A 23,602-nucleotide genomic window follows, 5' to 3' on the forward strand; every position below is an offset into this window, starting at 1 on the left:
AACGATGAAAAAAACGCTGCTCACCCTCGCTCTCCTCCCGGCATCTTTGACGGCTGTGGCGTCTTCGCCCCTTACGCCGGCGCAGGAGGCCCGCGTGCAGGAACTGGTTCAGGAGACGCTCATCGGCCACCCTGAAATTTTGATCGCCGCGGCCGAAAAACTCGATCGGCAGAATGCCCAGGCCGGGCAGGAATCGCTAAAGCAGGTGCTGTCGCAGGACGGCGATTTTCTCTTTCACGATCCCAACTCACCGCGAATCGGCGCGCAAAATCCGAAGCTGACGCTGGTCGTCTTTACCGATCATAACTGCCCGTATTGTAAAAAGTTTGACCCCTATCTGGAGAAAATTGTGGAAAAATACCCGGATGTTGCGGTGATCTTTAAGTTTCTGCCCTGGCGCTCCGAAAGCTCAATGACCGCGGCCAGGGATGCGCTCACCCTGTGGCGCACGCATCCTGCACAGTTTGTTAAATTTAACCATATCCTGATGGCGAAAAAGGGGTATCACGACAGTGCCAGCATTGAGCAGGCGAAGAAGAAGGCGGGAGTCATTGTGGCTCAGCCGGATGCGCAAAGCCTGGAGACGATTAAGCGCAGCTTAGCTGTCGCCGAAAAGCTTGGCATTCAGGGAACGCCGGCCACGCTTATCGGCGATGAGATGCTCTCAGGCTGGATCCCCTGGGAACAATTTGATGCCACAATCGGCGACGCGCTGAAAAAACAGTAACCCACGTCAGGGGGAGCGATCCCCCTGCATTGCGAGGCGATATGATGAAATACTTTTTACTGCTGGCGGCCTGGATGATGCCAGGCCTGGCGCTTGCCGAGGGGGCGATCCCCCAGATAGTTAAAAATTTTGGTGAACAGCAAGGGATTAAAATTATTAAGGAGATAGATTCCCCCGGCGGCGTGAAAGGCTGGGTCGGTCAGTATCAGGATATGGGGGTGACCCTGTTTTTGACGCCGGACGGGAAGCACGTTATTTCCGGGTATCTTTACGATGATAAAGGGCAAAACCTCAGCGAGGGCTACTTTAAAGAAGCGATCTATACCCCGTTAGGCCGCGAAATGTGGAAAAAGCTGAACGATGCCCGGCCGCTCAAGGAAGGCGCTGATTCCGCTGCCAGAAAAGTGATTGTCTTCGCCGATCCGTTCTGCCCCTACTGTAAGACGTTCTGGTCAGCGGCACAGCCGTGGGTAAAAGCCGGTAAGGTCCAGCTGAATACCCTACTGGTTGCCTTTCTCAACCCGAAAAGCGGCCGCTACGCCACGGCAATCCTGAATGCCAAAGATCCGGTAGCCGCCTGGCAAGAGTATGAACTCTCTGGCGGCAAAAAAATCCCGCGCTTTGACGGCGTGACGCCGCGGGAAACCTTTACTCTTCTTCAGCATAACCAAAAGCTGATGGATGATTTGGGCGCCAGCGCGACGCCGGCTATCTATTACATGAATGAACAAAACGAGCTCCAGCAGGTGATCGGCATGCCCGATAAGAAGCAACTGGTGGAGATGTTCGGGCCCGAGCCCTGATGAAGAGCGGGCGTCCCACGGGGCGCCTTGCTAACCCAAGCCTGACTGCGTATTTTTAGTCTTACGCTGCCCTTCCGGGCATTCAACGTTTGAATGAATGAGGAATAATGGAACGCTTATTTGTCTACGGTACGCTGCGTCCGGGCCACTCGAATGCCCATATTATGGACAACATTGGCGGAGAGTGGCTGCCCGGCTATGTGAAGGGTCTGTTTTATGAACGCGGCTGGGGAGCAGCCGCGGATTTTCCGGGGATCGTGCTCGACAACAACGGGCCTCGGGTCAACGGCTACCTGTTCCTGTCCGCGAATCTTAGCGCCCACTGGCCAATGCTGGATGCGTTTGAAGAAGGCTACGATCGCGTTGCCGTGGACGTTACCACGGAAGACGGTCAGCGCGTGACCGCCTGGATCTATCAGCTACAGCCGAAGGTCGCAGCGTAAAACCCTTTCGCCCCGCGCGTGCGGGGCGTCGCTCAGCGCGGGTTTATGCGTCGCGCCAGCCCATTGCCGGCGCAACGTGCTTCAGTATGGACTCAATCACGTGGGCGTTATACTCCACGCCAAGCTGGTTCGGCACCGTCAACAACAGCGTATCCGCTTCGGCAATCGCCTCGTCCTGCTTCAGCTGTTCGACCAGCTTTTCCGGCTCTGCGGCGTAGCTGCGGCCAAAAATGGCGCGGGTCTTCTCGTCGAGGAAACCTATCGAATCGCTCTCGTCACGGCCTGAACCGAAATACATCCGGTCGCGATCGTTCATTAGCGCGAAAATGCTGCGGCTGACCGACACCCGCGGCGTGCGCGTATGGCCCGCTTCTGCCCAGGCCTCGCGATAGGCGCGGATCTGCTTCGCCTGCTGAATATGGAACGGTTCGCCGGTTTCATCGTCTTTCAGCGTCGAACTTTGCAGGTTCATCCCCAGCTTTGCCGCCCACATTGCCGTCGCATTCGAACCGGCGCCCCACCAGATTCGCTCGCGCAGCCCTTCAGAATAAGGCTCAAGCCGCAGCAGGCCCGGCGGGTTGGGGAACATGGGCTGCGGGTTAGGTTTCGCAAACCCCTCTCCGCGCAGCGCGTCCAGCAACACTTCGGTGTGGCGGCGCGCCATGTCCGACTCGTTTTCGCCTTCGCCGGGAACATAGCCAAAATAGCGCCAGCCGTCGATCACCTGTTCCGGCGAGCCGCGGCTGATACCCAGCTGTAAACGGCCGCCGGAGATTAAATCCGCCGCGCCCGCATCCTCGGCCATATACAGCGGGTTTTCATAGCGCATATCGATCACGCCGGTGCCGATTTCAATACGTTTGGTTTTCGCCCCGACCGCTGCCAGCAGGGGGAACGGCGAGCTGAGCTGGCGGGCGAAATGATGCACCCTGAAATAGGCGCCATCCGCGCCCAGCTCTTCGGCGGCAACGGCCAGATCGATGGATTGCAGCAGCGCGTCAGCGGCCGAACGCGTCCCGGACTGCGGCGACGGCGTCCAGTGACCAAATGATAAAAAGCCAATCTTTTTCATGACGTGGGTGTCCTGGGTTGCAGGGAAGTCGTCGGCAGATGGCGCATAATGAAAAACGTGTCTGCCACATTATGCCTCTACTCTACGCATAACCAGGTGAGAATAAATATCGTTTGTTTAACCGAATGCTTCAAATAAATTGATTGAGTCTGCTCGGCGGCGCAGACCGCGGCCCGGGCAATAAACACGGGCTCACAGGCCGAATATCGCCTCAATTTCAATTTTGAGATCCGCAGAAAACAGACGGCTGACTTCTACGAGCGAGCTGGCGGGTAGGTGATCGCCGTAATTCCGGTAAAGCACTTTGCGCAGCTCGCCGATCTCATCAAAAGAAGTGATAAAGATCGTGACTTTGATAAGAGACGAAAAATCAATGCCTTCGGCGCGGGCAACGGTTCGTATCTGCATAAAAATCTCCTCCGCCTGGGCGGCAATACCGTCGCGCTGCGCCCGGGTGCCGAACGCGGTGAGCCCTGAAATGTAGAGCGTGTTTCCGTGCTTAACCGAATGGACATAGGGCGCCTTGACCTCGCCCAGTTCGGGGTAATTTTTTCGTACCATCTGACTCATACCGATATCCTTATTTAAGTTAAAACTGACAACCCTCTGACGCGCTGTTGTGACCACCCAGCGTTGCCGTATCAACGGTATTTTTACCGATTCACTAAAAGCCGGTTCTTACTGGCGCCAGCCGCGAACGCGTTTGATTTCACGCCAGGGCTGGTCACAGCCAGCCTGCTCCATCTCCACTCCATAATCTGAACAATATCACTCAATCCTCCTTCGTCAGAATGTTCATTACGCTCAGGAGGAACCATGAACAAGCTGAACTACTCTCTTAAATACGTCGAATACTTATTCAGAAAATACCGGGGAATGATGACTTCGGATCTTTATTTTCATACTGCCAAACTCAACAAAACGTCACAAACCTTTGCTAATCTCAAAAAACCCATCACGCTGAGTGAGAAGATATGCCACCGCCTCGTCTTCGATCATAACGCCCTTTATACTCTGCTGGCCGACAAACTGGCGGTCAGAGAATATGTCCTCACACGAACGCAGCTTGTGCAGGTGATACCGTTAATTGGCGTTTACCAGCGCGCAGAGGATATTGATTTTAGCAGACTCCCGGCGAAATTCGTGTTGAAGTGCAATCATGACTGCGGCAGCACCGTTATATGCAGCGACAGAGACAATTTTAATCCAGCCAATACCTTAAACCGACTCAAGCTGGCGCTTAAAAAGAATATGTATTACACAACCCGAGAGTGGCAATATAAGCATATTGCCCCGGTTATTCTCTGTGAGATGTTTATCGACTTATTTTCTGACCGAGATAAAAACGTTACGCCTGAGATGTTAAGAATACATTGTTTTCATGGGGTAGCCTGCTTTGTGGAGGCTGATTTCACCGATAAACAGGGGCGCGAATATATTAATGTCTATGACAGATCGTGGCGGCTGCAGCCTTTTCAGATGGAATATCCAAACACACTGGGGCCGGTTCCTGAACCCGAATCCTTTCATCGCGCCGTCACTGCCGCGCAGGAATTGGCAAAAGAGATTGATTACTGTCGTGTCGACCTGATGCTAAAAGAAAATGAAATTTATTTCAGTGAAATAACATTAAGTCCGAAGCGAGGTAAACTTAATATCACACCGGCGATATGGGATGCTAAACTCGGAGACATGTGGCACTGATGTCTCCAGAAACAGGCTCAATTGAGCCTGTTTTCTCAGGGCAGGTTGACAGGCCATGATAATTTAAAAATCGAGTGATTTTCTCGTGACAACCGATAGCTCACACTACCGCCGTGAGCGAGCATAATCGCTTTGACGACCGATAATCCCAATCCGCAGCCTTGAGGATTAATATGTCTGGCATATTCTCCGCGCTGAAAAGGTTCAAATAACAACCGCTGGAGTTCTTCAGGGATTCCGGGACCACGATCCTGAACCAGAATATAATTTTCTTTGCCAGAGGTTCCATTCTTTATCAGCAAAGTTCGGGAGGTGGAATATTTTAACGCATTATCGAACAGCACCGTCAGGCACTGCGTCATACGCAAAGGATCGCAAACGCACAACTGCTGCTTGAGTTCAGTGATAAGGGTGAACTGCTTGCTGCGAAACTCCGGTAAAAAAGTGTCAAGCGCGCTGGTAATCGTCGCTTCGAGATCGACCTCACTGAGCGTCAGCGTATAACCGGCGCCGCCGGAGGAACTCACGACCCGCAGATCCTCAATTAAATTAGTCAGGCCTTCCGTTTGTCTCAGCAGGTTTCTGAATAGCGCGGGCTCTGGCTCAAATACCCCTTCTACCAGCCCCTGAAGCCTTCCGCGCAGAATAGTGACGGGGGTTCTGAGTTCGTGAGCGATGGCCGCGTTCCACAGGTTCCTCTGAACATCGAGGGTCTGCAGTTTTTCCGCCATTTCATTGAAATCATTAACAAGATTATTAATCTCGCCCAGCTGAGAGCTGGTGCCGGACGCTCGTGCGCCAAGATTGCCCTGCGAAATTTGTTTCAGGCTCTGGGCGACGGCATTTAACGGCGTCAATATTCTGGCGGAGAGTTTAACGGTAAAAAACAGCGATACCACCAGACTGGTGACTGAAGCTATCGTGATCCACAGCCAGTCCAGCAAGGTCATATCATCTTCGCTCCCGGAGACGGCGCCTCCCGGCAGGTAATCAATCAAGAAGCTATAAAATAGATAAGAGCCCACCACGGCGATAGCGATAATAATGAAGGTTAACGACAGCATATAGGTCAATATCTGACGGCTCAGAATCGTTTCTTTGTTCATTTTTTCTCACCTAACCGATAGCCCACTCCTCTGATGCTCTCCGGGATGCCTTTGAGCCCCGCGTGTTCAAGCTTTTTCCGCAGCTTACTCATATGGCTATCAACGGTTCGATCGAGTGAATCCCCCTCGGGCAGGCAGGCATCCAGTAACTCTTCGCGTGAGCACACCTTTCGCGGACTGCGCGCCAGGTAGGTCAAAAGCTTAAATTCGGTGGTGGTCAACACCGGGGTGACAATCTTATTCTCGACGGTAATTTCCACGTAAAATTCATCGGGATAGATTGTCAGAAACGGCAATCTCAATGGCCTTGAATTGGCGACTTCGGCATTCGGCCGGGTTCTGCGGAGTACCGCTTCCACTCTGGCGATCACCTCGGAGGGATTAAACGGTTTTATCACATAGTCATCTGCGCCGAGCCTCAGTCCCATCAGTTTATCGACGTCCTGGTCAAGCGCGGTCACCATGATAACCGGCACGTTAGTCTCTTTGCGTAAGGTCGTCAGCACGTTCCAGCCATCATAAACGGGTAGATGGATATCCAGTAACACGAGGTCCGGTTTATGCAGACGGGTAAGATTGATCGCCTGCTCGCCGTCCTCCGCCCGACAGGTTTTCATTCCCGCCCGATGTAAATAGCCTGTCAGAATAGCGGCAATTTCATCGTCATCCTCGGCGATAATTATCAGATTGCTTTTGTTCATTTTAGTTTCCACATTACCGATAATAGATTTTATTTTATCTTAAAAAGATTTTATGCCGTACTTGTTTAAAGGTTCTACAACCAAATCTCAGGCACCTGCCGCGAGCGAATATTTTTCCGGTTAAAAGCAATGTGACAAGCCCGGAGTTAAAAAGTTGCACACGCCGCATTTTTTCCTGCCGATATAAAGCACGCGGAACGCGTCTCCATACTGGCTACACAATCACGAAATAAACAATCAACATACCGCTGCGACAATCCATCATCAAGGAAGAAAAGTGCAAGCGTGAGTGTGACACGCACGCCTGTGAATTCAGCTCGCCAGACAACTGATGTGGGCCCCTGTCAGAGAAAACATTATGGAAAGCTTAAGTAATATTCGTCGTGAAAAAGTTCTCGCTGCCTTTATATTTTCCCTGACAGCATGGGCGTTACTTTATTTATGGTTATACCTGGTGCATGCCATTGATGAAAAGGTAGCTTCCACGACGCTGTCATCGCCATTGGTCGATGCCAGTATCACCTTCTCAGTCCTGGCGTTTATATTCCAAAAGAAACCTGGCGCGTTAAGAGAATTAGCGATTATCGTCTTCTGGCTGGTATTAATATTTATTTATAGCATTGTTGTATTTAATATTCTTTTGAATATTACACCCGGCATATATGATATTGTCTTTTATTATGAGTGTTTTTTGCTGATCGTTTTCTGCGGTTCCCCGGTGTATTTATTGATGCGGATGATTTGATTTTACGCCATGAGAAAGATAGCCCTCTTAAGCAGAGTGCGGTAGCCGCGCTCATAAGGTTAACCGGGAGTACACATACACACTCCCTCCATAAATCGGCCATTGGCGGTCAACATCGCGCATTTAGACTTCGCCTCTTCCTCCTCGACCTCGTTCTGGCCGGATCGCGAGATATGCCATTCGCGCAGGAGACAATTGCTCGAACGTTGCCGCCCGGATGACGCTATCGCGCGAGTTTACCGGAGGATAGGCCCCGGGAAACCGAGCGGTCATCCTGAATTTACTGACCTTTTTGTTTGTTGACTGGATGTCTATCTGATGCCGCACTTTTTTATTGAACGTCCTATTTTCGCCTGGGTGGTCGCGCTGTTTATCGTGCTGACGGGAATATTGTCCATTCCGCGCCTGCCGGTTGCGCAATATCCTGCCGTCGCACCGCCGGGCATTATTATTTCGCTCAGCTATCCAGGGGCCAGCCCGGACGTGATGAATACGTCGGTTGTTTCACTTATCGAGCGTGAGATTTCTGGCGTGGATAATTTGCTTTATTTTGAATCCACCAGCGATACCACCGGAATGGCTTCCATTACGGTAACCTTCACGCCGGGAACGGACATTAAGCTCGCGCAGATGGATCTGCAAAACCAGATTAAAATCGTCGAGCCGCGTTTACCGCAGGCGGTAAGGCAAAATGGTATAACGGTTGAGGCGGCAAATTCCGGCTTTCTGATGATGGTGGGGTTAAAATCCCCGACGGGAGAGTATCAGGAGGCTGATTTAAGCGACTATTTTGCCCGCAATGTGATCGATGAGCTGCGCCGCGTCCCTGGCGTTGGCAAAGTTCAGCTCTTCGGCGGGGAAAAAGCGCTGCGTATCTGGCTGGATCCTATAAAGCTCCACGGTTACGGGCTTTCCGTCACGGACGTCGTGACCGCTGTCGGCCAACAAAACGTGATTGTTTCTCCCGGCAGAACGGGAGATGAACCAACAACGCCGCAGCAGGCCGTTACTTATCCGATAACCGTTAAAGGTCAGCTCTCATCCGTTGAGGCGTTTCGCAACATTACCTTAAAATCTGAGGTGACTGGCGCACGGCTAAAGTTGGCTGATATTGCGCGCGTGGAGTCTGGGTTACAAAGCTATGCGTTTGGCATACGAGAAAACGGCGTTCCCGCCACGGCTGCCGCTATTCAGCTCTCTCCCGGCGCAAATGCGATCGGCACGGCATCGGGGGTCCGCGCGCGGCTCGCAGAGCTTTCAGGCGTGCTTCCTGAAGCAATGGCGTTCACGGTTCCGTTTGATACCGCCCCCTTTGTGAAGCTTTCTATTTTGAAGGTGGTGGAAACATTTGCCGAAGCAATGGTGCTGGTGTTTCTCGTTATGTTGTTGTTTCTGCACAAAATCCGCTGCACGTTTATACCTGCTATCGTGGCCCCGGTGGCGCTACTGGGCACCTTAACGGTGATGCTGCTTAGCGGCTATTCCATCAATATCCTGACCATGTTCGGCATGGTGCTGGCAATCGGCATCATTGTTGATGACGCTATTGTTGTTGTGGAGAACGTTGAGCGCCTCATGGAAGAAAAGGGGCTCTCCCCGAAGCAGGCCACGCGGGAAGCGATGAGCGAAATCACCCCAGCCATTATGGGTATTACACTGGTGCTGACCGCAGTATTTATTCCCATGGGTTTTGCCGACGGGTCGGTAGGGATTATTTACCGGCAATTCTGCATTTCTATGGCGGTGTCCATTTTATTATCGGCATTCCTGGCGCTGACGCTCACCCCTGCCCTTTGCGCTACGTTACTTCGGCCTCATCAGCCTGACCGGAGTAAAGGCGGCAGGTTTTCCGCATGGTTTAACGCCCGTTTTGACCGCCTCGCCTCATTTTACGCCTCCGGGCTCGGGTTTGTTCTGAAACGGACCGGACGCATGATGTTGCTGTATACCGCGCTCTGTCTCGCGCTGTATGCCGGTCTATCCTCATTACCTTCGTCATTTTTACCGGATGAAGACCAGGGTTACTTTATGTCGTCGATCCAGCTCCCTTCCGACGCCACGATGCAGCGTACGCTTAAAGTGGTACAACGATTTGAAGATGAAATCGCCGCGCGGCAGGCCGTTGAAAGCAACATCATGATCCTGGGATTTGGCTTTTCAGGCTCGGGGCAGAACTCAGCCATGGCTTTCACCACCCTGAAGGACTGGAAAAATCGCGAGGGCGCGACCGCCCAGGGTGAAGCAGAGTATATTCAACGCAGTATGGAAAGCGTTCCCGATGCCGTAACGATGAGCCTGCTCCCTCCGGCTATCTCCGACATGGGGACCTCATCCGGGTTTACCTGGTATTTGCAGGACCGTGGCGGCAAGGGCTATCCGGCCCTGAAAAAGGCAGCGGATGAGCTGGTAAAGCGTGCGAACCAGAGTCACCTGTTGAACGATGTCTATATCGATGGGCTCCCTGAAGGGAGCAGCCTGATGCTTAACGTCGACAGGGAAAAAGCGGAAGCGATGGGCGTATCGTTTGATGAGATTAATCAAACGATTTCCGTCGCAACGGGCTCCAGTTACGTCAATGACTATACCAATAATGGCCGGGTTCAACAGGTGATCGTTCAGGCGGATGCGCCCTACCGTATGCAACCGGAGCAGTTATTGACGCTGTCGGTGAAGAACCGCTCGGGGCAGATGCTTCCTTTGGCGACGTTTGTGACGCTCTCCTGGAACGTTGCCCCACAGCAGCTCAATCGTTATCAGGGATATCCGGCCATCCGCATTAGCGGAAGCGCCGCCGCGGGCGAGTCCACGGGTAGCGCAATAGGGGCGATGGAGAGGCTGGCGGACCAGTTGCCGGCGGGTTTCGCCGGAGAATGGGCGGGGAGTTCGTTACAGGAAAAGCAGTCCGCGTCACAGCTGCCGGGGCTGATAATACTCTCGGTGCTGGTCGTATTTATGGTGCTGGCCGCACTCTATGAAAGCTGGTCGATTCCCTTCGCGGTAATGCTTGTGGTTCCTCTCGGCCTGCTCGGCGCGGTTGTGGCCGTGACGGTGGCGAATATGACCAACGATGTCTTTTTTAAAGTGGGCCTGATAACCCTGATTGGCCTTTCCGCTAAAAATGCGATTTTGATTGTGGAATTTGCCAGACAACTGATGAGCCAGGGAATGAACGTGGTGGATGCAACATTACTCGCCTCAACCCAGCGCTTACGCCCAATACTCATGACCTCGCTGGCATTTACATTAGGCGTCGTACCGCTGATGCTGGCCAGCGGAGCGAGCGACACGACACAGCATGCCCTGGGAACGGGCGTCTTCGGGGGCATGATAAGCGCAACGGTGCTGGCTATCTTCTTTGTCCCCGTCTTTTTCGTGATGATTACGCGGTGCATTGAACAACGTCGGAAAGGGGAAAACACCCCGCGCCATATTAAATAGCACGAGGTTGGTACGAGCGTTGCCGGAACGACAGGATGGGTTTTACGCCGCGTTAAGGGGAAGTATGTCGCCGCGCTTTAGACTCGCTTGCCTCACTCGTCCGGCGGTCTGGTCGTGATCCATTATTCTGGCCAGTCGCTAAAAAGCGGCTGGCTAATGGCGCGCGCTTTTCATTGCATCCTGCCTGCCCGGATTGCACGGTTCTTTTGTGCCCGGGAGATAAAATTTTCCGGACGAGTCAGGCTGCGTTCCGCCCGGGCACCCAGGGCGTCCAGACGCGGTCGCGCTGCCATCAGAGCCATTGCCCCCATCCGAGTTATTCCCATTCCCACCGTCGCCACCATTACCGCCGTTAGCGGCATGGACTGAGAATGCGCACAGCATGAAGAAACACACCACAAAGCGTCTGACCATCACCATCCCCTGTCATCGGATTTAAATACTGACTGAAAGCCGGTGAATTGTACTCGCTTCCAGAATCCGTCGAACGCATTTCTGCCGCATTGCCGGATAAGAAAAACCGTACGCGACGGTCGTGGTGCTCAGGGACAGGGCATGGAATAAGAGAGGAATAATCCAGAGACAGGCCGTCGCGATATCGCCAACACGGCTTTCACTATCGCGGCCGTAACGCTATAAATCGTTATTTATCGCACAGTATAACATGGGTAGCAGCAGGACCTTTGTCGTCTCTATGGAGTACAGCATATTCAACTTTCTGGCCTTCAAATAGGGTATTAAAATTATCCCCACGAAGCGCCGAGCAATGGACCGAAATATCTTTGCCGCCATCGAGAGGTGAAATGAAACCAAATCCCTTCGACTCATTATACCACTTGACCAGACCTTTAATTCTTGAGGACATACTGACTCCAGTTGCGCATCAGGTAATTGACAGAAAACGTGTCGGATTAAACGTATGGACTCAAAAGAAAGGGGGTATCAGCGATAGCGCCTGGTAATGAGAACGGCCGATAAATTTTTTAAGCTCATGCGTTTTTTTCGAATTAATAATTTCATTAATGCATGAATACCATTCATAAGCAAATTAAATTTTAGCCATCCAGATGCCCCACTGGGGATAAAATAATGAGAAATGGCCTTAAATTTATCGCGCTGCGACGCATGATATGGCTTCACCACCGCATGAGCCTGTTCGCAAAAATAAAAAAATACCCCCTCCAGATTCATCCACGTTATCGTAATCCAAAATTTAGTTAACCCAATGAAACTATGATAGTTATTATCATTAAACCCTCAACAAGGCGCTGGCAAATCACTCCCCCCCTCTTTCCGTATTACTCTCCGTCCCGGCCATATCAATTGAAATAAGTCTTGCTATCCGCGGTGAAGTATGTGACTAATGATTAGTCGGTTAAGTACACAGACATAATAAAGCGGTTTAGTAAAGCAGTCCTCATCTCAAGTGTTATCCGTTGATAATTCTTCCTTTTGAGTCTCCTTATCGTTATTAATTAGATTCTGTGCGAAACCTTTTCGCCGTAAGGCTCAGATATGTTGAGGTATTATCAATGTCTAATAAAATGACTGGTTTAGTAAAATGGTTTAATGAGTCGAAAGGCTTTGGTTTCATCACCCCGGACAACGGTAGCAAAGATGTGTTTGTACATTTTTCGGCTATCCAGAGCGGCGGTTTTAAGACCCTGAACGAAGGCCAGAAAGTCGAATTCACCATTGAAGATGGCCAGAAAGGCCCTTCAGCGGGTAACGTCTACGCCATCTAAGCTGCGCTTTATTCACTGGCGTAGATTTCAGCTTCGCTGCCGATGATGAAGTCACGCCAGTTCAAAAACCCTGACATCATGTCGGGGTTTTTTCGTTATGTCGCGAGCCGCCAGGTTCAAATAAAAATGCAGGCCGGCCTCAAAGTATTCCGTGCTGAATCAAAAAGCCCCACCACGGAATGCCAACAACCATATGAACCAGAAAAGTTAATAACGCTATTATGGTCCCGGTTAACCACCAGGATTTAATATCATTATAACCGGCGGCAAAAATAATCGGCCCGGCGGCACCACCATAGTGCGTGATACAGCCCCCGTAAGAGTTAGAAAACAGGATCGCGAGCGCCAGCAGCGCAGGCGCCGTTCCGGTAACCAGTCCGACGGTAGCGAAGACGGGAACCATAGCCGCGACGTATGCACCGCCGGAGGCGAATAAATAGCGCACGATGATGCTTAAAAAAACAATAATCACAATGGTCGTGTTACCGGCGCCGAGGAAATCCAGATGCGCGGACATAAAGGCGGCAAGCCATTTAAAAAATCCCTCTTTGCTTAAGGTCGCACTCAGTCCAATAATGCCGCCGTACCAGATTAACGTATTCCAGCCGCCCTTATTTTGCAGCACATCATTCCAGCAAATAACATTCGCGAGCAAAGCGCCAGCCATGGCGATCACCGCAACGGAGGATTCATTCAGCCCCAGATAATGAGAAAATATCCAGCCTGAGAGCGCGGAGATAAATACGACGATCAGCCCTTTCTCTTTCGAACTGATGGCACCCAATTCATTCAGGCCCGCAGTGGCTATTTTTATATTGTCTATTTCTTTTAATTGCGGGCGCACTATTTTGTAGGTGATATAAGGAATAACAGTTAACATCAATAGCCCGAGCGGTACCCCCGCCAGAGCCCATCCTACCCAGCTTATGCGAATATGAAAAATATCGGAAATTAACTGTAACGCTAAGGCATTTCCGGCAAACGCGGTCAAAAACATATAGCTGGTGGTCTTAGTCACCATATACACATTCACCATCAGGTAACGTCCGGCCTGACGCGGACTCTCTTTTGGCGTCGAACCTAACACCAGGGCAATGCTATTGATAATCGGGAATACGACGCCGCCGGCGCGCGCAGTGTTAGAAGGCGTCGCCGGTGACAACATTAGATCCAACAGCGCCGTGACGTACCCTAGCCGTAGGGTTGTCCCACCAAATTTTAAAATAAACCAGTACGCCAGCCGTTTCCCCAACCCGGTAGTGACAAAAGCGGCGCTCAAAGTAAACGCGCTAAATACCAACCATGTCGTTCCCGAGGAAAAACCGCTCAGTACATCCATTGACTTGACGGGAGAGTCATCAAATCTTGCCACCGTTAAGCATGACAAGCCTACCGCCGACATCATAATCACGGGCTCAGGATAAGGCTTACTCACCAGCCCTATAATGGACGCCAGATAGATGCCGGCCAGTATCCAGGCTTCTTTCGTCAATCCGTCGGGGGGTGGAATTATTATAGCTAATATAATAATAAAAATAAGCACCGCTATTTTTATTAGCTTGGACTTCAACATGCTTCACCTCGGCTACAATCCGTGTCGTTAAAAGCAGAAGCCTCATTCTTCTGAAGCTTCCGCTGAACAAGTGAGCTATTCACCGTTATTGTTTAATGCAGTAAAGAATTAGCCAGCAAATGTTTTAATAATATTTTTTTCATTATTCGTTGACTGATACTCTGGCAGCCGATCGAAGTTCAGGTAACGATAAATGTCGTCCCTTGTTGCTTTGATTTTATCCATGTGCCAGAAATATTGTTCAACGGTCGGCATTTTCCCTATCATCGCCGCCACGGCGCTCAGCTCCGCCGACGCTAAAAAAACGTTCGCATCGGTGCCAAGACGATTCGGGAAGTTACGAGTCGATGTTGAAACAACGGAACTGCCCTGACGTACCCGCGCCTGGTTCCCCATACACAGCGAACAGCCGGCGGGTTCAATTCTGGCGCCCGTTTTTATGAACTGATTAAAGTACCCTTCACTGGCAAGCTGACGCGCATCCATTTTCGTCGGCGGAGCCAGCCACAGCCGTGCGGGTATCTCGCGGGCGTCGGCAATAATTTTACCGGCGGCGCGGAAATGGCCAATATTCGTCATGCAGGAGCCAATAAAGACTTCATCTATCGGCGTACGCGCGACTTCCGACAGCAGCCGGGCGTCATCCGGATCGTTCGGCGCACAGACGATAGGTTCGGTAATTTCCCTAAGATCGATCTCAATCACCGCGGCATATTCGGCGTTCTCATCGGCCACCAGCAGCGACGGATTCGCCAGCCACGCCTCAATTTCCGCAATTCGCCGCGCCAGCGTGGCGGCATTTTCATAACCCTGATTAATCATCCAGCGTAGCAATGTGGCATTGGAGCGCAGATATTCCGCCACGTTCTCTTCTTCCAGACGCAGCACGCATGCCGCTGCGGAGCGTTCGGCCGAGGCGTCAGCCAGTTCAAAGGCCTGCTCCGCTTTCAGCATGCCGAGTCCTTCGATTTCCAGGATACGCCCGGAGAAGATATTGATCTTATTTTTTTTCTCCACCGTCAGTAATCCCTGCTTTCTGGCATAGAGCGGAATGGCGTGCACCAGATCGCGCAGGGTTATCCCCGGCTGCATCTCTCCCGTAAAACGGACCAGTACTGACTCCGGCATATCCAGCGGCATAATGCCCGTTGCCGCAGCAAAGGCCACCAGCCCGGAGCCACCGGGGAAAGAGATGCCAAGCGGGAAACGGGTGTGAGAATCCGCCCCGGTCCCTACGGTATCAGGAATTAGCATACGGTTAAGCCAGGAGTGGATAATGCCATCCCCCGGCTTCAGCGCCACGCCGTTCCGGCGGCTGATAAATTCAGGCAGCGTTTCATGCAGCTTCACATCAACCGGCTTGGGATAGGCTGAAGTATGGCAGAAAGACTGCATAACCAAATCAGCGGAAAAACTCAGGCAGGCCAGATCGGTAAGCTCATCGCGCGTCATTCCTCCGGTAGTATCCTGCGAACCGACGGTAGTGACTCGCGGCTCGCAGTACTGTCCTGGTCGGATCCCGGCAACGCCGCAGGCTCTTCCCACTATTTTCTGCGCCAGCGTAAAGCCGGCGGCGGAGGATGCTGGCGCTTTCGGCCTGCGGAAAACGTCGGAGGGCGCAAGGTTCAGTGATTGCCGCGCTCTGGCCGTCAGGCTCCGGCCAATAATTAGCGGAATGCGCCCGCCGGCGCGCACTTCATCAAGCAGAACGTCCGTTTTCAGGGAAAATGAGGTGATAGGCTGCTGGCTGTGGGCTTCGCAAATTTCTCCGCGATACGGATAGAGATCAATCAGCATTCCCGTTGATAGCGCGGAAACATCCATTTCAAGCGGCAGCGCGCCGGAATCTTCCAGCGTATTAAAAAAGATGGGCGCAATATTTCCGCCAAAAACAAAGCCGCCGCTTCGTTTATTCGGCACCCATGAAATATCGTTGCCAAGATGCCATAAAATAGAATTAGTTGCCGATTTTCGGGAAGAGCCTGTGCCAACGACATCTCCGACGTAGACCAGCGGGTAGCCCTCTTTTTTTAACTGCTCTAGCTGCCGTATCGGCCCACGGCTTCCCGGTTCATCCGGGCTTACGCCGTCGCGCGGATGACACAACATGGACAACGCATGCAGAGGAATATCCGGACGTGACCACGCCTCGGGCGCAGGCGACAAATCATCAGTATTGGTTTCCCCCGGCACCTTAAATACTTTCAGCGTGATCTTCTCCGGCAGCGCCGGGCGACGTAAAAACCATTCGGCGTCGGCCCATGACTGAAGCACTTTTTGCGCCCAGGTATTTCCTTGTTTCGCCTTTTCTTCCACATCCTTAAATTTTTCAAAAATAAGCAGCGTAGCGCTTAATTGTTCCGCGGCGCTGCTGGCCCAGCGGGGATCGTCCAGTAAGTGGATGAGCGGTTGAACATTATAACCGCCCTGCATGGTGCCCAGCAGTTCAATAGCCTGCTGAGGCGCAATAATACTCGCAGGTTTTTCTTCTTTAATCTGCTGATAAAGAAAATCGGCTTTAATTTTCGCCGCCGGATCGACGCCCGGCGGCACGCGATGCGCTAACAGCTCAACAAGGGCATTTTTATCTTCGCAGGTCTTGCTGGTTAGTAATGTAATTAATTCTTGCGTTTGCTCAGCGGTTAACGGCTTCGGTGGAATATTTTTTCCAGCACGTTCGTCGACATGCTTATTATAAGCTTCTAACATATGCTCTCCGTTTCAGAAGTTATTTATCTGAAGGTTGTTTATGTAATCGCGATATTCGGTTGGTAACATTAAGTTTTAATAAATTGCGGTAGCCCTTCACAAAATGCTGCTAACTGCTCCAGACCATAATTCCAGTCGCCGAATCCGGACTCAGCATTAATATGCCCGGCGTCACCCAGATCGATTAAACGTCCTCCCCAGCATTCCGCCCAGTACTGCGCTCGCTTAAAGGTCATTAACGGATCGTTTCGGCTGGCAAACATGAGGCTGGACGTCCGCAGACGCTCGGGAAGTACCGCCTCCTCCAGTTCGAAGAGCGATGGCTCCGCAGGCGCAACCATGACGATACCCGCTATATTCACCTTTTGTGTCTGAATCAGGCGACATGCGGCGAGCGCCCCAAAGCTATGCCCGACCAGCACAGCCGGGAGCTGACAGGTAGCCAGCTCCCGACGGATAGCGGACACCCAGGCATCAATATCCGGCTCCAGCCAGTTCCGCTGGCTTATCCGCTTCCAATACGGAAAACGACGACTCCAATAGCTTTGCCAGTGATGCTCATCGCTGTCTCGCAGGCCCGGCACCAGAATAATCGTCAACTTTTCGCGCAGCTGTTCCAGACGTTGGGTAGTCATTAAGCTTTCCTCTCCACGTTCAGTACCGCCCGTCAGGCCGGGTAATGGGAAAGTACCCAGCCAACGGCAAGGAGATCCGCGCTGCCGCCAGGGCTGAGATTTCTATCAATCAACGCCTTATCCATGTGTCTCAGCGCTTTTCTGAGCTTTTCACCCGCCAGGTGTTCCATCTTCAGAATGCGTTTTGCATAGCGCTGCACATACTGCAGGCCGCTTAGCCCGCCCCGGGACACCACATTGGTATCGGGGTTGAAGGCCATCAGGGCCAGCAGCATTCTGAGCAGCGCATCCTGCTCAGGTAGCCCCTCCCGCCGCGCTTTCTGCCACTGGGGCAGCCCAAACTGCCTGACGGTATAAAAACCGTTCTCCGCCTCACCCCGCGCGCCGCTAAACCCGAAGCGCTGAAAAATATGCTCGCCTTTGGTTTTGGCGAGGCCATTTTTTTTCAGTTCATGGCTAACCAGGCCCGCGCACATCGCACTGGTTTCCCGGCACAAATTGCGCTGGCTAAGCATCTGGTTGCGCTTAACAAGGCGCCCTGCGGCGGCACACAGCAGGCCGAGGGAAAAAATGCCGCCTTTGTGGGTGTTGACTCCCCCCGTGGCGTTGAACATCGCCTGTTCGCAGGCCAGTCCTGTGGGCCTTATCGCTAATAGCGTCTGCGGGGCAGGCAAATCCGCGGTCGCCACTCCCTGCGCAAAAAAGCGGGGGAACCAGGGCGAGACGGCGCGAATACTGGCCATAAACAGCGCGATGTTCATATCACGATGCGAGCCATTGTTCTCGCCATCAACCAGCCCGGGCTTTGGCGTTAATCTCACTTCCCGATACATCGCCTCGGCAGCCAGCCAGGCAATGCTTTCCCGTTGCTCAGCCCGTTCAGCGTTCACCGCGAAAGTAGTCATAGGCTAAATCCTCAATCACTTGCGCAAGTTCATTCTGAGAATGGCGGCGCATACGGGAACAGACGTGGGCAGCCTCATTGCAAATGAAGCATCTGCGCATCGGCTGTCGGATCGCGCTGCGCTTAATTAATCCGGATGTGGGACAAAAGACATCGATATCCCACAGACGCCCGAGAGGATGATGATCTTCAAGATGCGCCGTCACGTGCTTGATCATCCAGGCAGGCGCCGCTATGGACCAGAACGCTTCGGGCCCGGTGGGCTGAAAACTAACCTCGTGCCTGGAAACGTCCCAGCGATGTTTCCGCAGCAGCTGGCTGAACGCGTGCGTCGCCTGCGCCATAACCTGCCGGGCAAGCGGCGTATCTTTTACCTCGCCGGGCCAGACGAGCGTGGTGGATACCATCGGTTGTTCAAAGCGGCTCAGCCACGCCTGTTGTACACTCGCGCGCGCTTCTCTGGCTTTAAGGACTTCCTCAAGGGTGATAGAGGCGCAGGAAGCGTTTGTCGTTTCGTCGATCATTCTTTCACCTGCCTTACCACGTCAATGACGCTGCCATCGCGATAACGCACGACGCCGACAATGCGCGAGGTAAACTCGATCGGTTTCGGTTCGCCAGAAATCACCAGCGATGTCTGATAAAGCGCCTCGATATCAACAACCGGCAAACCGGCCGCCGTCAGCCTCTCTTTGACTTCCGGGCGGGCAGGATTCACGGCAATGCCGTGGTCGGTGACCAGCACGTCAATGCTCTCTCCCGGCGTTACGCGGGTTGTGACGTGCCTGACGACGGTGGGAATACGGCTGCGGATCAGGGGCGCGACCACGATAGTTAAATTTGCCGCCGCAGCGACATCGCAATGTCCGCCCGACGCGCCGCGCATCACGCCGTCGGAGCCGGTCAGTACGTTGACGTTAAAATCCGTATCAATTTCCAGCGCGCTTAAAATGACGATATCCACGCGGTCGCAGCAGGCGGCTTTCGCCGCCGGGTTGGCGTAAACGCTGGTCGAGATTTCAACGTGGTGCGGATTTTTCGCCAGCGACTCCCCCGCCGCGCCATCAAAACTTTGTGTATCCAGCAGCTTAGTAATCAGTCCCTTTTCATGCAGATCGACAATGCTGCCGGTAATGCCGCCTAAGGCAAAGCTGGCGACGATATTGTGCTTCCTCATGCGGGATTCCAGGAATCGCGTACAGGCGGTGGACGCCGCGCCCGATCCCGTTTGCAGAGAAAAGCCATCGCGAAAATAACCGGAATGCTCAATGACGTCCGCAGCAGACCGCGCGATCATCAGCTCTCGCGGATTGCTGGTCACGCGCGCGGCGCCAACGCTGATTTTCGCCGGGTCGCCTACGCTGTCGATTTTGACAATATAATCAACCTGATCCTGAATAATGCTGGCCGGCATATAGGGGAACGGTTCGATGCTTTCCGTCAGCAAAACCACTTTGCGGGCATATTTTGCATCGACCATCGCGTAGCCAAGCGAACCGCATCGGGATTTGCCGCCGGTGCCGCTGGCATTGCCATATTCGTCGCAGCAGGAGACCGCGAGGAACGCGACATCAATATTAATTTCACCCTTTTCAATCAGATTGACCCTACCGCCGTGCGAGTGGATCTGTACCGGCTCCTCCATCAGGCCGTGTGAAATCGCATCCGCTAATTCACCGCGCATCCCGGAGGTATAGATTTTGCTAATAACGCCTTGTTTAATATGCTCGATCAGCGGCGTGTTGCAGGTCATCAGGGAACTTGACGCCAGCGTTAACCCTCGCAAGCCTTTTTCCGCCAGCCGGGTCATAACGTAGTTAATCACTTTATCACCCTCGCGGAAGGCGTGATGAAATGAAACGGTCATCCCATCGCGTAAATCGCAGCGCGATAAAACCTCATCCAGCGTGTCGAAAAGTTTGCGCTGATATTTTTGCCGGGTATCTGCAAGATAGGGCGTATGGGTATTTGCGCCGGAAAATACCTCATATTGGTGCTGGGCGCCGGATATATTATGAAGGACTTCTGTTAATTGATTCATAGTTAAATCCTGTTGCTGGTGACTGAATGGAGATTATTGACGGATGCCGGAGGCATTTTTGCGTTCAATAACCACCCGGGCATGGTTGATGATCGGCGCGTCAATCATTTTGCCGTTCAGTGAAATCACCCCAAGTCCGCTACGCTCCCCTTCTTCGGCCGCGGCAATAACACGCTCCGCGTAATCAACCTCTTCCTGAGTGGGGGCATAGGCATTATGTAAGATCTCAATCTGCCGCGGATTAATAAGCGACTTACCGTTAAAGCCCATACGCTTAATCAAATCCACTTCTTTCAAAAAGCCGGCCTCGTCATTAATATCGGCATAGACCACGTCAAACGCATCAATGCCTGCCCCACGGGCCGCATGTAATACCGCGCAGCGCGCATAAAACAGCTCGGTACCGTCGCCGCGTTCCGTTTGCATATCCATGACGTAATCAAACGCCGCCAGCGCAATTCCCATCAGGCGTTGAGATGCCCTGGCGATAGCGACGGCATTAATGACGCCCACCGCCGATTCAATCGCCGCCATGAGCTGCGTAGAGCCCACCGGACGGCCGCAGCTCTCTTCAATACGCACAATTTCACGCTCAAGCTGATAAATATCTTCCGGCGTATCGGTTTTGGGTAAACGGATAACATCGACGCCGGCGCGCACCGCCGCTTCGAGGTCTTTTAAGCCAAACGGCGTATTCAGCGGGTTAATCCTGACAACGGTTTCAATATCTTTATACATAGGATGCTGTAACGCATGGAACACCAGCAGCCGCGCGCTGTCTTTCTCTTTCAACGAGACCGCATCTTCCAGGTCAAACATGATTGAATCGGGTTTATAAATAAAGGCGGTTGAAAGCATAGCGGCGCTTGAACCCGGTAAAAAAAGCATGCTGCGACGTAATTTTTTCATCATAATTTTTCCCACGCAATTTCGTTGCTGGCCGTTCCCCGTAAAATCGCCGCCTGCATTCTGGCGCGGATAACACAGTCCAGCGCGCCCTTATCCTCCACAATAATCTGGCCCTGCGTAACGTTTAATATGGAAAGTGTTTCATTGACCACTGCCGTAATCTGTTCACCAAATTGTTTGTACACTTCACTGTTGATAGTTATATCGAGCCCATAATCGTAGGGGCTGACTTTGACAACCAGGTCGCTGGATTCGAGCGTCCCGGCGATTGCCGCATGTAATATTTTCATATAAATATCCTGAACAATTATTTATTAAGCATCGACCATATCCAAATCGGGCTGCTTTGATTGATTCGCTGATAACCATTTATATAAATAAGGCATGGTAGTCGCTGGCACCATACTTTTAACGGTGTGCATATCTTCGTGATTTAACAATTTCCTGACCGCAGAGGCGGAGATGGGAAGATTATTAATATCGGTCATCCTCTGAATCTCATTCACCTTGATACTGGCGGCAGGTATTGTCATCTCATCCTCCAGCCAGTGATGCATTGCATCATTATATTGCGCGGTCACCTTGCAAAAGGGTTCAGTGCCAACAAAGCGCTGATTAATATTTAAAGCCGGAGCAATGTAACGGCGGAACATAAGCAAATCTATTGCGGCATACACCTCATTAATGATTTGTTTTTCTTTGAGAAAGTAACCGGGAAATGTTCCTCGAGAAATAATGTATTTTGAGCCAGGGTGAACAGTAATATTAGGCAGGTGCCGTGAACCCTCCTGAACCATGGCAAACCGTTGCCGAAAAGAAAACGTGGACAGATCTTCCTCAACGACAAAGACATGTAGCCAGTCGCACGCTTTCGCCGCCTGCTCAATCAGATACTGGTGCCCTAACGTAAAGGGATTTGCATTCATCACAATCCCGCCGATATTTACGGCGGTCACCAAATGCTGGCCCCGCAGTTGACGGCAGTAGCGATGGATGCCAACCGGCGAATTTTCCATCAGCGTCGCTCTGTTATCGAGTGTGACCAAAGGATAAAATCCGCATCCCTGGAATGACCGCACATTATCCGGACACGTCAGAAGAAAAAGCTGATGTTCGCCGTTCTGAATAGCCTGCAACTCCGCTTCATGAATGATTTTCAGGCCTAACGCTGTGCCACGCCATTCTCTGGCAACCGCAATGCATTTTAACGTATTCCCCGCAAGCCCGGCGCAGGCAACCAGCTGCCGCTGACAGCGTGCGACAACAAATTGCTCAATGTCGCCGTCGATACCTAATCCATTGTTCTTCAGAAAGAGAATGATTTCTTCTCTGAAGGTACCGTTGCTAGTTTCCACTTTCTCGAATTCTAGCGTTTGGTCGGTGTACATCTTGTTTCTCCTGCCCATACCTTAATGGGCGTCAAAAAATAATCTTGCCCGAGCCTGCGGAGACTACGACATCTGCATTTCGTGCTGCGGTTTTGATTCGATAATCGTATTCATGAGATGACCAATATTTTCAATAACCACCTCGACCCGATCGCCTTGATGCATAAAGAGAGGGGGGGTTCTTTTTTTACCTACGCCGCCTGGGGAGCCGGTAATAATGACATCGCCGGGGCTGAGAGCAGTAAATGTACTGATATAGCTAATCAAATCGGCGACTTTATGGATCATATTGCTCGTCGAATCATTCTGAACCAAGATGCCATTCAAATAGGTTTGAATAGACAAGCGGTGGGGATCGGGTATTTCATCAACGGTTGTCAGGCAGGGCCCAAATGCGCCGGTCTGCCGCCAGTTTTTCCCGGCGGTAAACCAGGCATGCTGCCAGTCGCGTACCGATCCATCCATATAGCAGCTATAGCCGGCAACATGGCTCAGGGCAGCGTCGGTCTCGATATTCATACCCGGTTTGCCAATAATAACGGCCAGTTCGCCTTCATAATCAAATTCATTAGATAGCGCGGGTTTTAATATCGGCGTTGCATGCCCGGTTTGCGAGTCAGGGAAACGAACGAAAAGGGTCGGTGCATCGTTGGTTTCAGAAAACTCTTTTCTTTTTTCCGCATAATTCATACCGACGCAGATAATTTTCCCAGGGCTTTCAATAACGGGTAAAAAAGTAATATCAGCCATCATAATATCGACCGGATAATTAACATACTGCCCGGCAATCTCAATGGCGCCCCACTGCAACAAGTCCTTCAGCGTACTATATTGATGACCAATTTTGCCACCCAGGTCAATAATGCCTGTCTCCGTCAAAATTCCATAACTCTTACGACCATGATGAACATAGCTTGCTAATTTCATGATGACACCTTACTAACATTGAATTTCTTTGC

At 51.9% G+C, this 23,602-nt stretch carries 22 protein-coding genes; 7 read left to right on the forward strand and 15 right to left on the reverse strand.

Annotated elements, in window-relative coordinates; genetic code table 11:
* Positions 1-4: 4 nt before the first annotated feature.
* The 3 genes from K7H21_RS17570 to K7H21_RS17580 all read left to right on the forward strand — a co-directional run bounded on the left by K7H21_RS17570 (position 5) and on the right by K7H21_RS17580 (position 1,973).
* A complete protein-coding gene (locus tag K7H21_RS17570) occupies positions 5-727 on the forward strand; it encodes a DsbA family protein (RefSeq protein ID WP_223035257.1) in 723 nt (240 codons plus the stop codon).
* A 44-nt stretch (positions 728-771) separates the two neighbouring features.
* Complete coding sequence (gene dsbG / locus K7H21_RS17575) at positions 772-1,530, forward strand: thiol:disulfide interchange protein DsbG (RefSeq protein WP_004131154.1); 759 nt, start codon at positions 772-774, stop codon at positions 1,528-1,530.
* 107 nt (positions 1,531-1,637) lie between these two features.
* On the forward strand, positions 1,638-1,973 hold the full coding sequence (locus K7H21_RS17580; protein ID WP_004131153.1) for a gamma-glutamylcyclotransferase family protein: 336 nt from the start codon (positions 1,638-1,640) through the stop codon (positions 1,971-1,973).
* A 43-nt stretch (positions 1,974-2,016) separates the two neighbouring features.
* On the opposite strand, the gene K7H21_RS17585 is transcribed toward K7H21_RS17580, so the two are convergent.
* A complete protein-coding gene (locus K7H21_RS17585; protein WP_004131152.1) occupies positions 2,017-3,045 on the reverse strand; it encodes an LLM class flavin-dependent oxidoreductase in 1,029 nt (342 codons plus the stop codon).
* Positions 3,046-3,237: 192 nt separating this feature from the next.
* Positions 3,238-3,615, reverse strand: a complete 378-nt coding sequence (locus K7H21_RS17590; protein ID WP_049112743.1) for a RidA family protein — start codon at positions 3,613-3,615, stop codon at positions 3,238-3,240.
* 246 nt (positions 3,616-3,861) lie between these two features.
* Between K7H21_RS17590 and K7H21_RS17595 the strand changes: the two genes are divergently transcribed.
* Positions 3,862-4,749 carry an ATP-grasp fold amidoligase family protein gene (locus tag K7H21_RS17595; RefSeq protein WP_049112745.1) on the forward strand — a complete coding sequence of 296 codons (888 nt, stop codon included), beginning with the start codon at positions 3,862-3,864 and terminating at the stop codon, positions 4,747-4,749.
* A 35-nt stretch (positions 4,750-4,784) separates the two neighbouring features.
* Here K7H21_RS17595 and K7H21_RS17600 read toward each other — a convergent pair whose 3' ends face one another.
* A complete protein-coding gene (locus tag K7H21_RS17600; RefSeq protein WP_004131147.1) occupies positions 4,785-5,855 on the reverse strand; it encodes an ATP-binding protein in 1,071 nt (356 codons plus the stop codon).
* Positions 5,852-6,556, reverse strand: a complete 705-nt coding sequence (locus K7H21_RS17605; RefSeq protein WP_004131145.1) for a response regulator — start codon at positions 6,554-6,556, stop codon at positions 5,852-5,854. The genes K7H21_RS17600 and K7H21_RS17605 overlap by 4 nt, the downstream gene beginning before the upstream one ends.
* Positions 6,557-6,914: 358 nt before the next feature.
* On the opposite strand from K7H21_RS17605, the gene crrC reads away from it, so the two are divergent.
* Both crrC and K7H21_RS17615 read left to right on the forward strand, forming a co-directional pair.
* On the forward strand, positions 6,915-7,301 hold the full coding sequence (gene crrC / locus K7H21_RS17610) for a colistin resistant protein CrrC (protein ID WP_049112746.1): 387 nt from the start codon (positions 6,915-6,917) through the stop codon (positions 7,299-7,301).
* Positions 7,302-7,619: 318 nt separating this feature from the next.
* A complete protein-coding gene (locus tag K7H21_RS17615) occupies positions 7,620-10,739 on the forward strand; it encodes a multidrug efflux RND transporter permease subunit (RefSeq protein ID WP_142468727.1) in 3,120 nt (1,039 codons plus the stop codon).
* A gap of 643 nt (positions 10,740-11,382) precedes the next feature.
* Here the strand turns inward: K7H21_RS17615 and K7H21_RS17620 are convergent.
* Positions 11,383-11,604, reverse strand: coding sequence for a cold shock domain-containing protein (locus K7H21_RS17620; RefSeq protein WP_004131140.1), 222 nt, complete (start codon positions 11,602-11,604; stop codon positions 11,383-11,385).
* A gap of 667 nt (positions 11,605-12,271) precedes the next feature.
* On the opposite strand from K7H21_RS17620, the gene cspE reads away from it, so the two are divergent.
* Positions 12,272-12,484 (forward strand): transcription antiterminator/RNA stability regulator CspE, encoded by a 213-nt coding sequence (cspE, locus tag K7H21_RS17625; protein ID WP_004131139.1) that lies wholly within the window; start codon positions 12,272-12,274, stop codon positions 12,482-12,484.
* 139 nt (positions 12,485-12,623) lie between these two features.
* Here cspE and K7H21_RS17630 read toward each other — a convergent pair whose 3' ends face one another.
* The 10 genes from K7H21_RS17630 to K7H21_RS17675 all read right to left on the reverse strand — a co-directional run bounded on the left by K7H21_RS17630 (position 12,624) and on the right by K7H21_RS17675 (position 23,570).
* On the reverse strand, positions 12,624-14,057 hold the full coding sequence (locus K7H21_RS17630; protein WP_004131138.1) for an anion permease: 1,434 nt from the start codon (positions 14,055-14,057) through the stop codon (positions 12,624-12,626).
* A gap of 108 nt (positions 14,058-14,165) precedes the next feature.
* On the reverse strand, positions 14,166-16,766 hold the full coding sequence (acnB, locus tag K7H21_RS17635; RefSeq protein WP_049112753.1) for a bifunctional aconitate hydratase 2/2-methylisocitrate dehydratase: 2,601 nt from the start codon (positions 16,764-16,766) through the stop codon (positions 14,166-14,168).
* A 68-nt stretch (positions 16,767-16,834) separates the two neighbouring features.
* Positions 16,835-17,401, reverse strand: coding sequence for an RBBP9/YdeN family alpha/beta hydrolase (locus K7H21_RS17640; RefSeq protein ID WP_004131136.1), 567 nt, complete (start codon positions 17,399-17,401; stop codon positions 16,835-16,837).
* A 32-nt stretch (positions 17,402-17,433) separates the two neighbouring features.
* On the reverse strand, positions 17,434-18,306 hold the full coding sequence (gene citG / locus K7H21_RS17645; RefSeq protein WP_004131135.1) for a triphosphoribosyl-dephospho-CoA synthase CitG: 873 nt from the start codon (positions 18,304-18,306) through the stop codon (positions 17,434-17,436).
* The gene (gene citX, locus K7H21_RS17650) at positions 18,281-18,829 is read right to left on the reverse strand and encodes a citrate lyase holo-[acyl-carrier protein] synthase (RefSeq protein WP_004131133.1); all 549 of its coding nucleotides are present in this window, start codon (positions 18,827-18,829) and stop codon (positions 18,281-18,283) included. Before citX ends, citG begins: the two co-directional genes overlap by 26 nt.
* Entirely contained in the window at positions 18,826-20,346 is a 1,521-nt protein-coding gene (citF, locus tag K7H21_RS17655; protein ID WP_142468731.1) for a citrate lyase subunit alpha, read from the reverse strand. Before citF ends, citX begins: the two co-directional genes overlap by 4 nt.
* Before the next feature lie 33 nt (positions 20,347-20,379).
* Positions 20,380-21,255, reverse strand: coding sequence for a citrate (pro-3S)-lyase subunit beta (gene citE, locus K7H21_RS17660; protein WP_024359623.1), 876 nt, complete (start codon positions 21,253-21,255; stop codon positions 20,380-20,382).
* Positions 21,255-21,545 (reverse strand): citrate lyase acyl carrier protein, encoded by a 291-nt coding sequence (gene citD, locus K7H21_RS17665; protein ID WP_223035258.1) that lies wholly within the window; start codon positions 21,543-21,545, stop codon positions 21,255-21,257. Before citD ends, citE begins: the two co-directional genes overlap by 1 nt.
* A gap of 24 nt (positions 21,546-21,569) precedes the next feature.
* Positions 21,570-22,643 carry a [citrate (pro-3S)-lyase] ligase gene (gene citC, locus K7H21_RS17670; RefSeq protein ID WP_049112758.1) on the reverse strand — a complete coding sequence of 358 codons (1,074 nt, stop codon included), beginning with the start codon at positions 22,641-22,643 and terminating at the stop codon, positions 21,570-21,572.
* 63 nt (positions 22,644-22,706) lie between these two features.
* The gene (locus K7H21_RS17675; RefSeq protein ID WP_223035259.1) at positions 22,707-23,570 is read right to left on the reverse strand and encodes a fumarylacetoacetate hydrolase family protein; all 864 of its coding nucleotides are present in this window, start codon (positions 23,568-23,570) and stop codon (positions 22,707-22,709) included.
* Between the last annotated feature and the right edge of the window lie 32 nt (positions 23,571-23,602).

Origin of the sequence: Klebsiella sp. CTHL.F3a, assembly GCF_019890895.1 — a bacterium.
GTDB classification, from domain to species: Bacteria; Pseudomonadota; Gammaproteobacteria; order Enterobacterales; family Enterobacteriaceae; genus Klebsiella; species Klebsiella grimontii.

Coding starts and splice junctions, on each gene's coding strand:
- K7H21_RS17570 (WP_223035257.1), top strand. CDS start 5: ATGAAAAAAACGCTGCTCACCCTCGCTCTCCTCCCGGCATCTTTGACG.
- dsbG (WP_004131154.1), top strand. CDS start 772: ATGAAATACTTTTTACTGCTGGCGGCCTGGATGATGCCAGGCCTGGCG.
- K7H21_RS17580 (WP_004131153.1), top strand. CDS start 1,638: ATGGAACGCTTATTTGTCTACGGTACGCTGCGTCCGGGCCACTCGAAT.
- K7H21_RS17585 (WP_004131152.1), bottom strand. CDS start 3,045: ATGAAAAAGATTGGCTTTTTATCATTTGGTCACTGGACGCCGTCGCCG.
- K7H21_RS17590 (WP_049112743.1), bottom strand. CDS start 3,615: ATGAGTCAGATGGTACGAAAAAATTACCCCGAACTGGGCGAGGTCAAG.
- K7H21_RS17595 (WP_049112745.1), top strand. CDS start 3,862: ATGAACAAGCTGAACTACTCTCTTAAATACGTCGAATACTTATTCAGA.
- K7H21_RS17600 (WP_004131147.1), bottom strand. CDS start 5,855: ATGAACAAAGAAACGATTCTGAGCCGTCAGATATTGACCTATATGCTG.
- K7H21_RS17605 (WP_004131145.1), bottom strand. CDS start 6,556: ATGAACAAAAGCAATCTGATAATTATCGCCGAGGATGACGATGAAATT.
- crrC (WP_049112746.1), top strand. CDS start 6,915: ATGGAAAGCTTAAGTAATATTCGTCGTGAAAAAGTTCTCGCTGCCTTT.
- K7H21_RS17615 (WP_142468727.1), top strand. CDS start 7,620: ATGCCGCACTTTTTTATTGAACGTCCTATTTTCGCCTGGGTGGTCGCG.
- K7H21_RS17620 (WP_004131140.1), bottom strand. CDS start 11,604: ATGTCCTCAAGAATTAAAGGTCTGGTCAAGTGGTATAATGAGTCGAAG.
- cspE (WP_004131139.1), top strand. CDS start 12,272: ATGTCTAATAAAATGACTGGTTTAGTAAAATGGTTTAATGAGTCGAAA.
- K7H21_RS17630 (WP_004131138.1), bottom strand. CDS start 14,057: ATGTTGAAGTCCAAGCTAATAAAAATAGCGGTGCTTATTTTTATTATT.
- acnB (WP_049112753.1), bottom strand. CDS start 16,766: ATGTTAGAAGCTTATAATAAGCATGTCGACGAACGTGCTGGAAAAAAT.
- K7H21_RS17640 (WP_004131136.1), bottom strand. CDS start 17,401: ATGACTACCCAACGTCTGGAACAGCTGCGCGAAAAGTTGACGATTATT.
- citG (WP_004131135.1), bottom strand. CDS start 18,306: ATGACTACTTTCGCGGTGAACGCTGAACGGGCTGAGCAACGGGAAAGC.
- citX (WP_004131133.1), bottom strand. CDS start 18,829: ATGATCGACGAAACGACAAACGCTTCCTGCGCCTCTATCACCCTTGAG.
- citF (WP_142468731.1), bottom strand. CDS start 20,346: ATGAATCAATTAACAGAAGTCCTTCATAATATATCCGGCGCCCAGCAC.
- citE (WP_024359623.1), bottom strand. CDS start 21,255: ATGAAAAAATTACGTCGCAGCATGCTTTTTTTACCGGGTTCAAGCGCC.
- citD (WP_223035258.1), bottom strand. CDS start 21,545: ATGAAAATATTACATGCGGCAATCGCCGGGACGCTCGAATCCAGCGAC.
- citC (WP_049112758.1), bottom strand. CDS start 22,643: ATGTACACCGACCAAACGCTAGAATTCGAGAAAGTGGAAACTAGCAAC.
- K7H21_RS17675 (WP_223035259.1), bottom strand. CDS start 23,570: ATGAAATTAGCAAGCTATGTTCATCATGGTCGTAAGAGTTATGGAATT.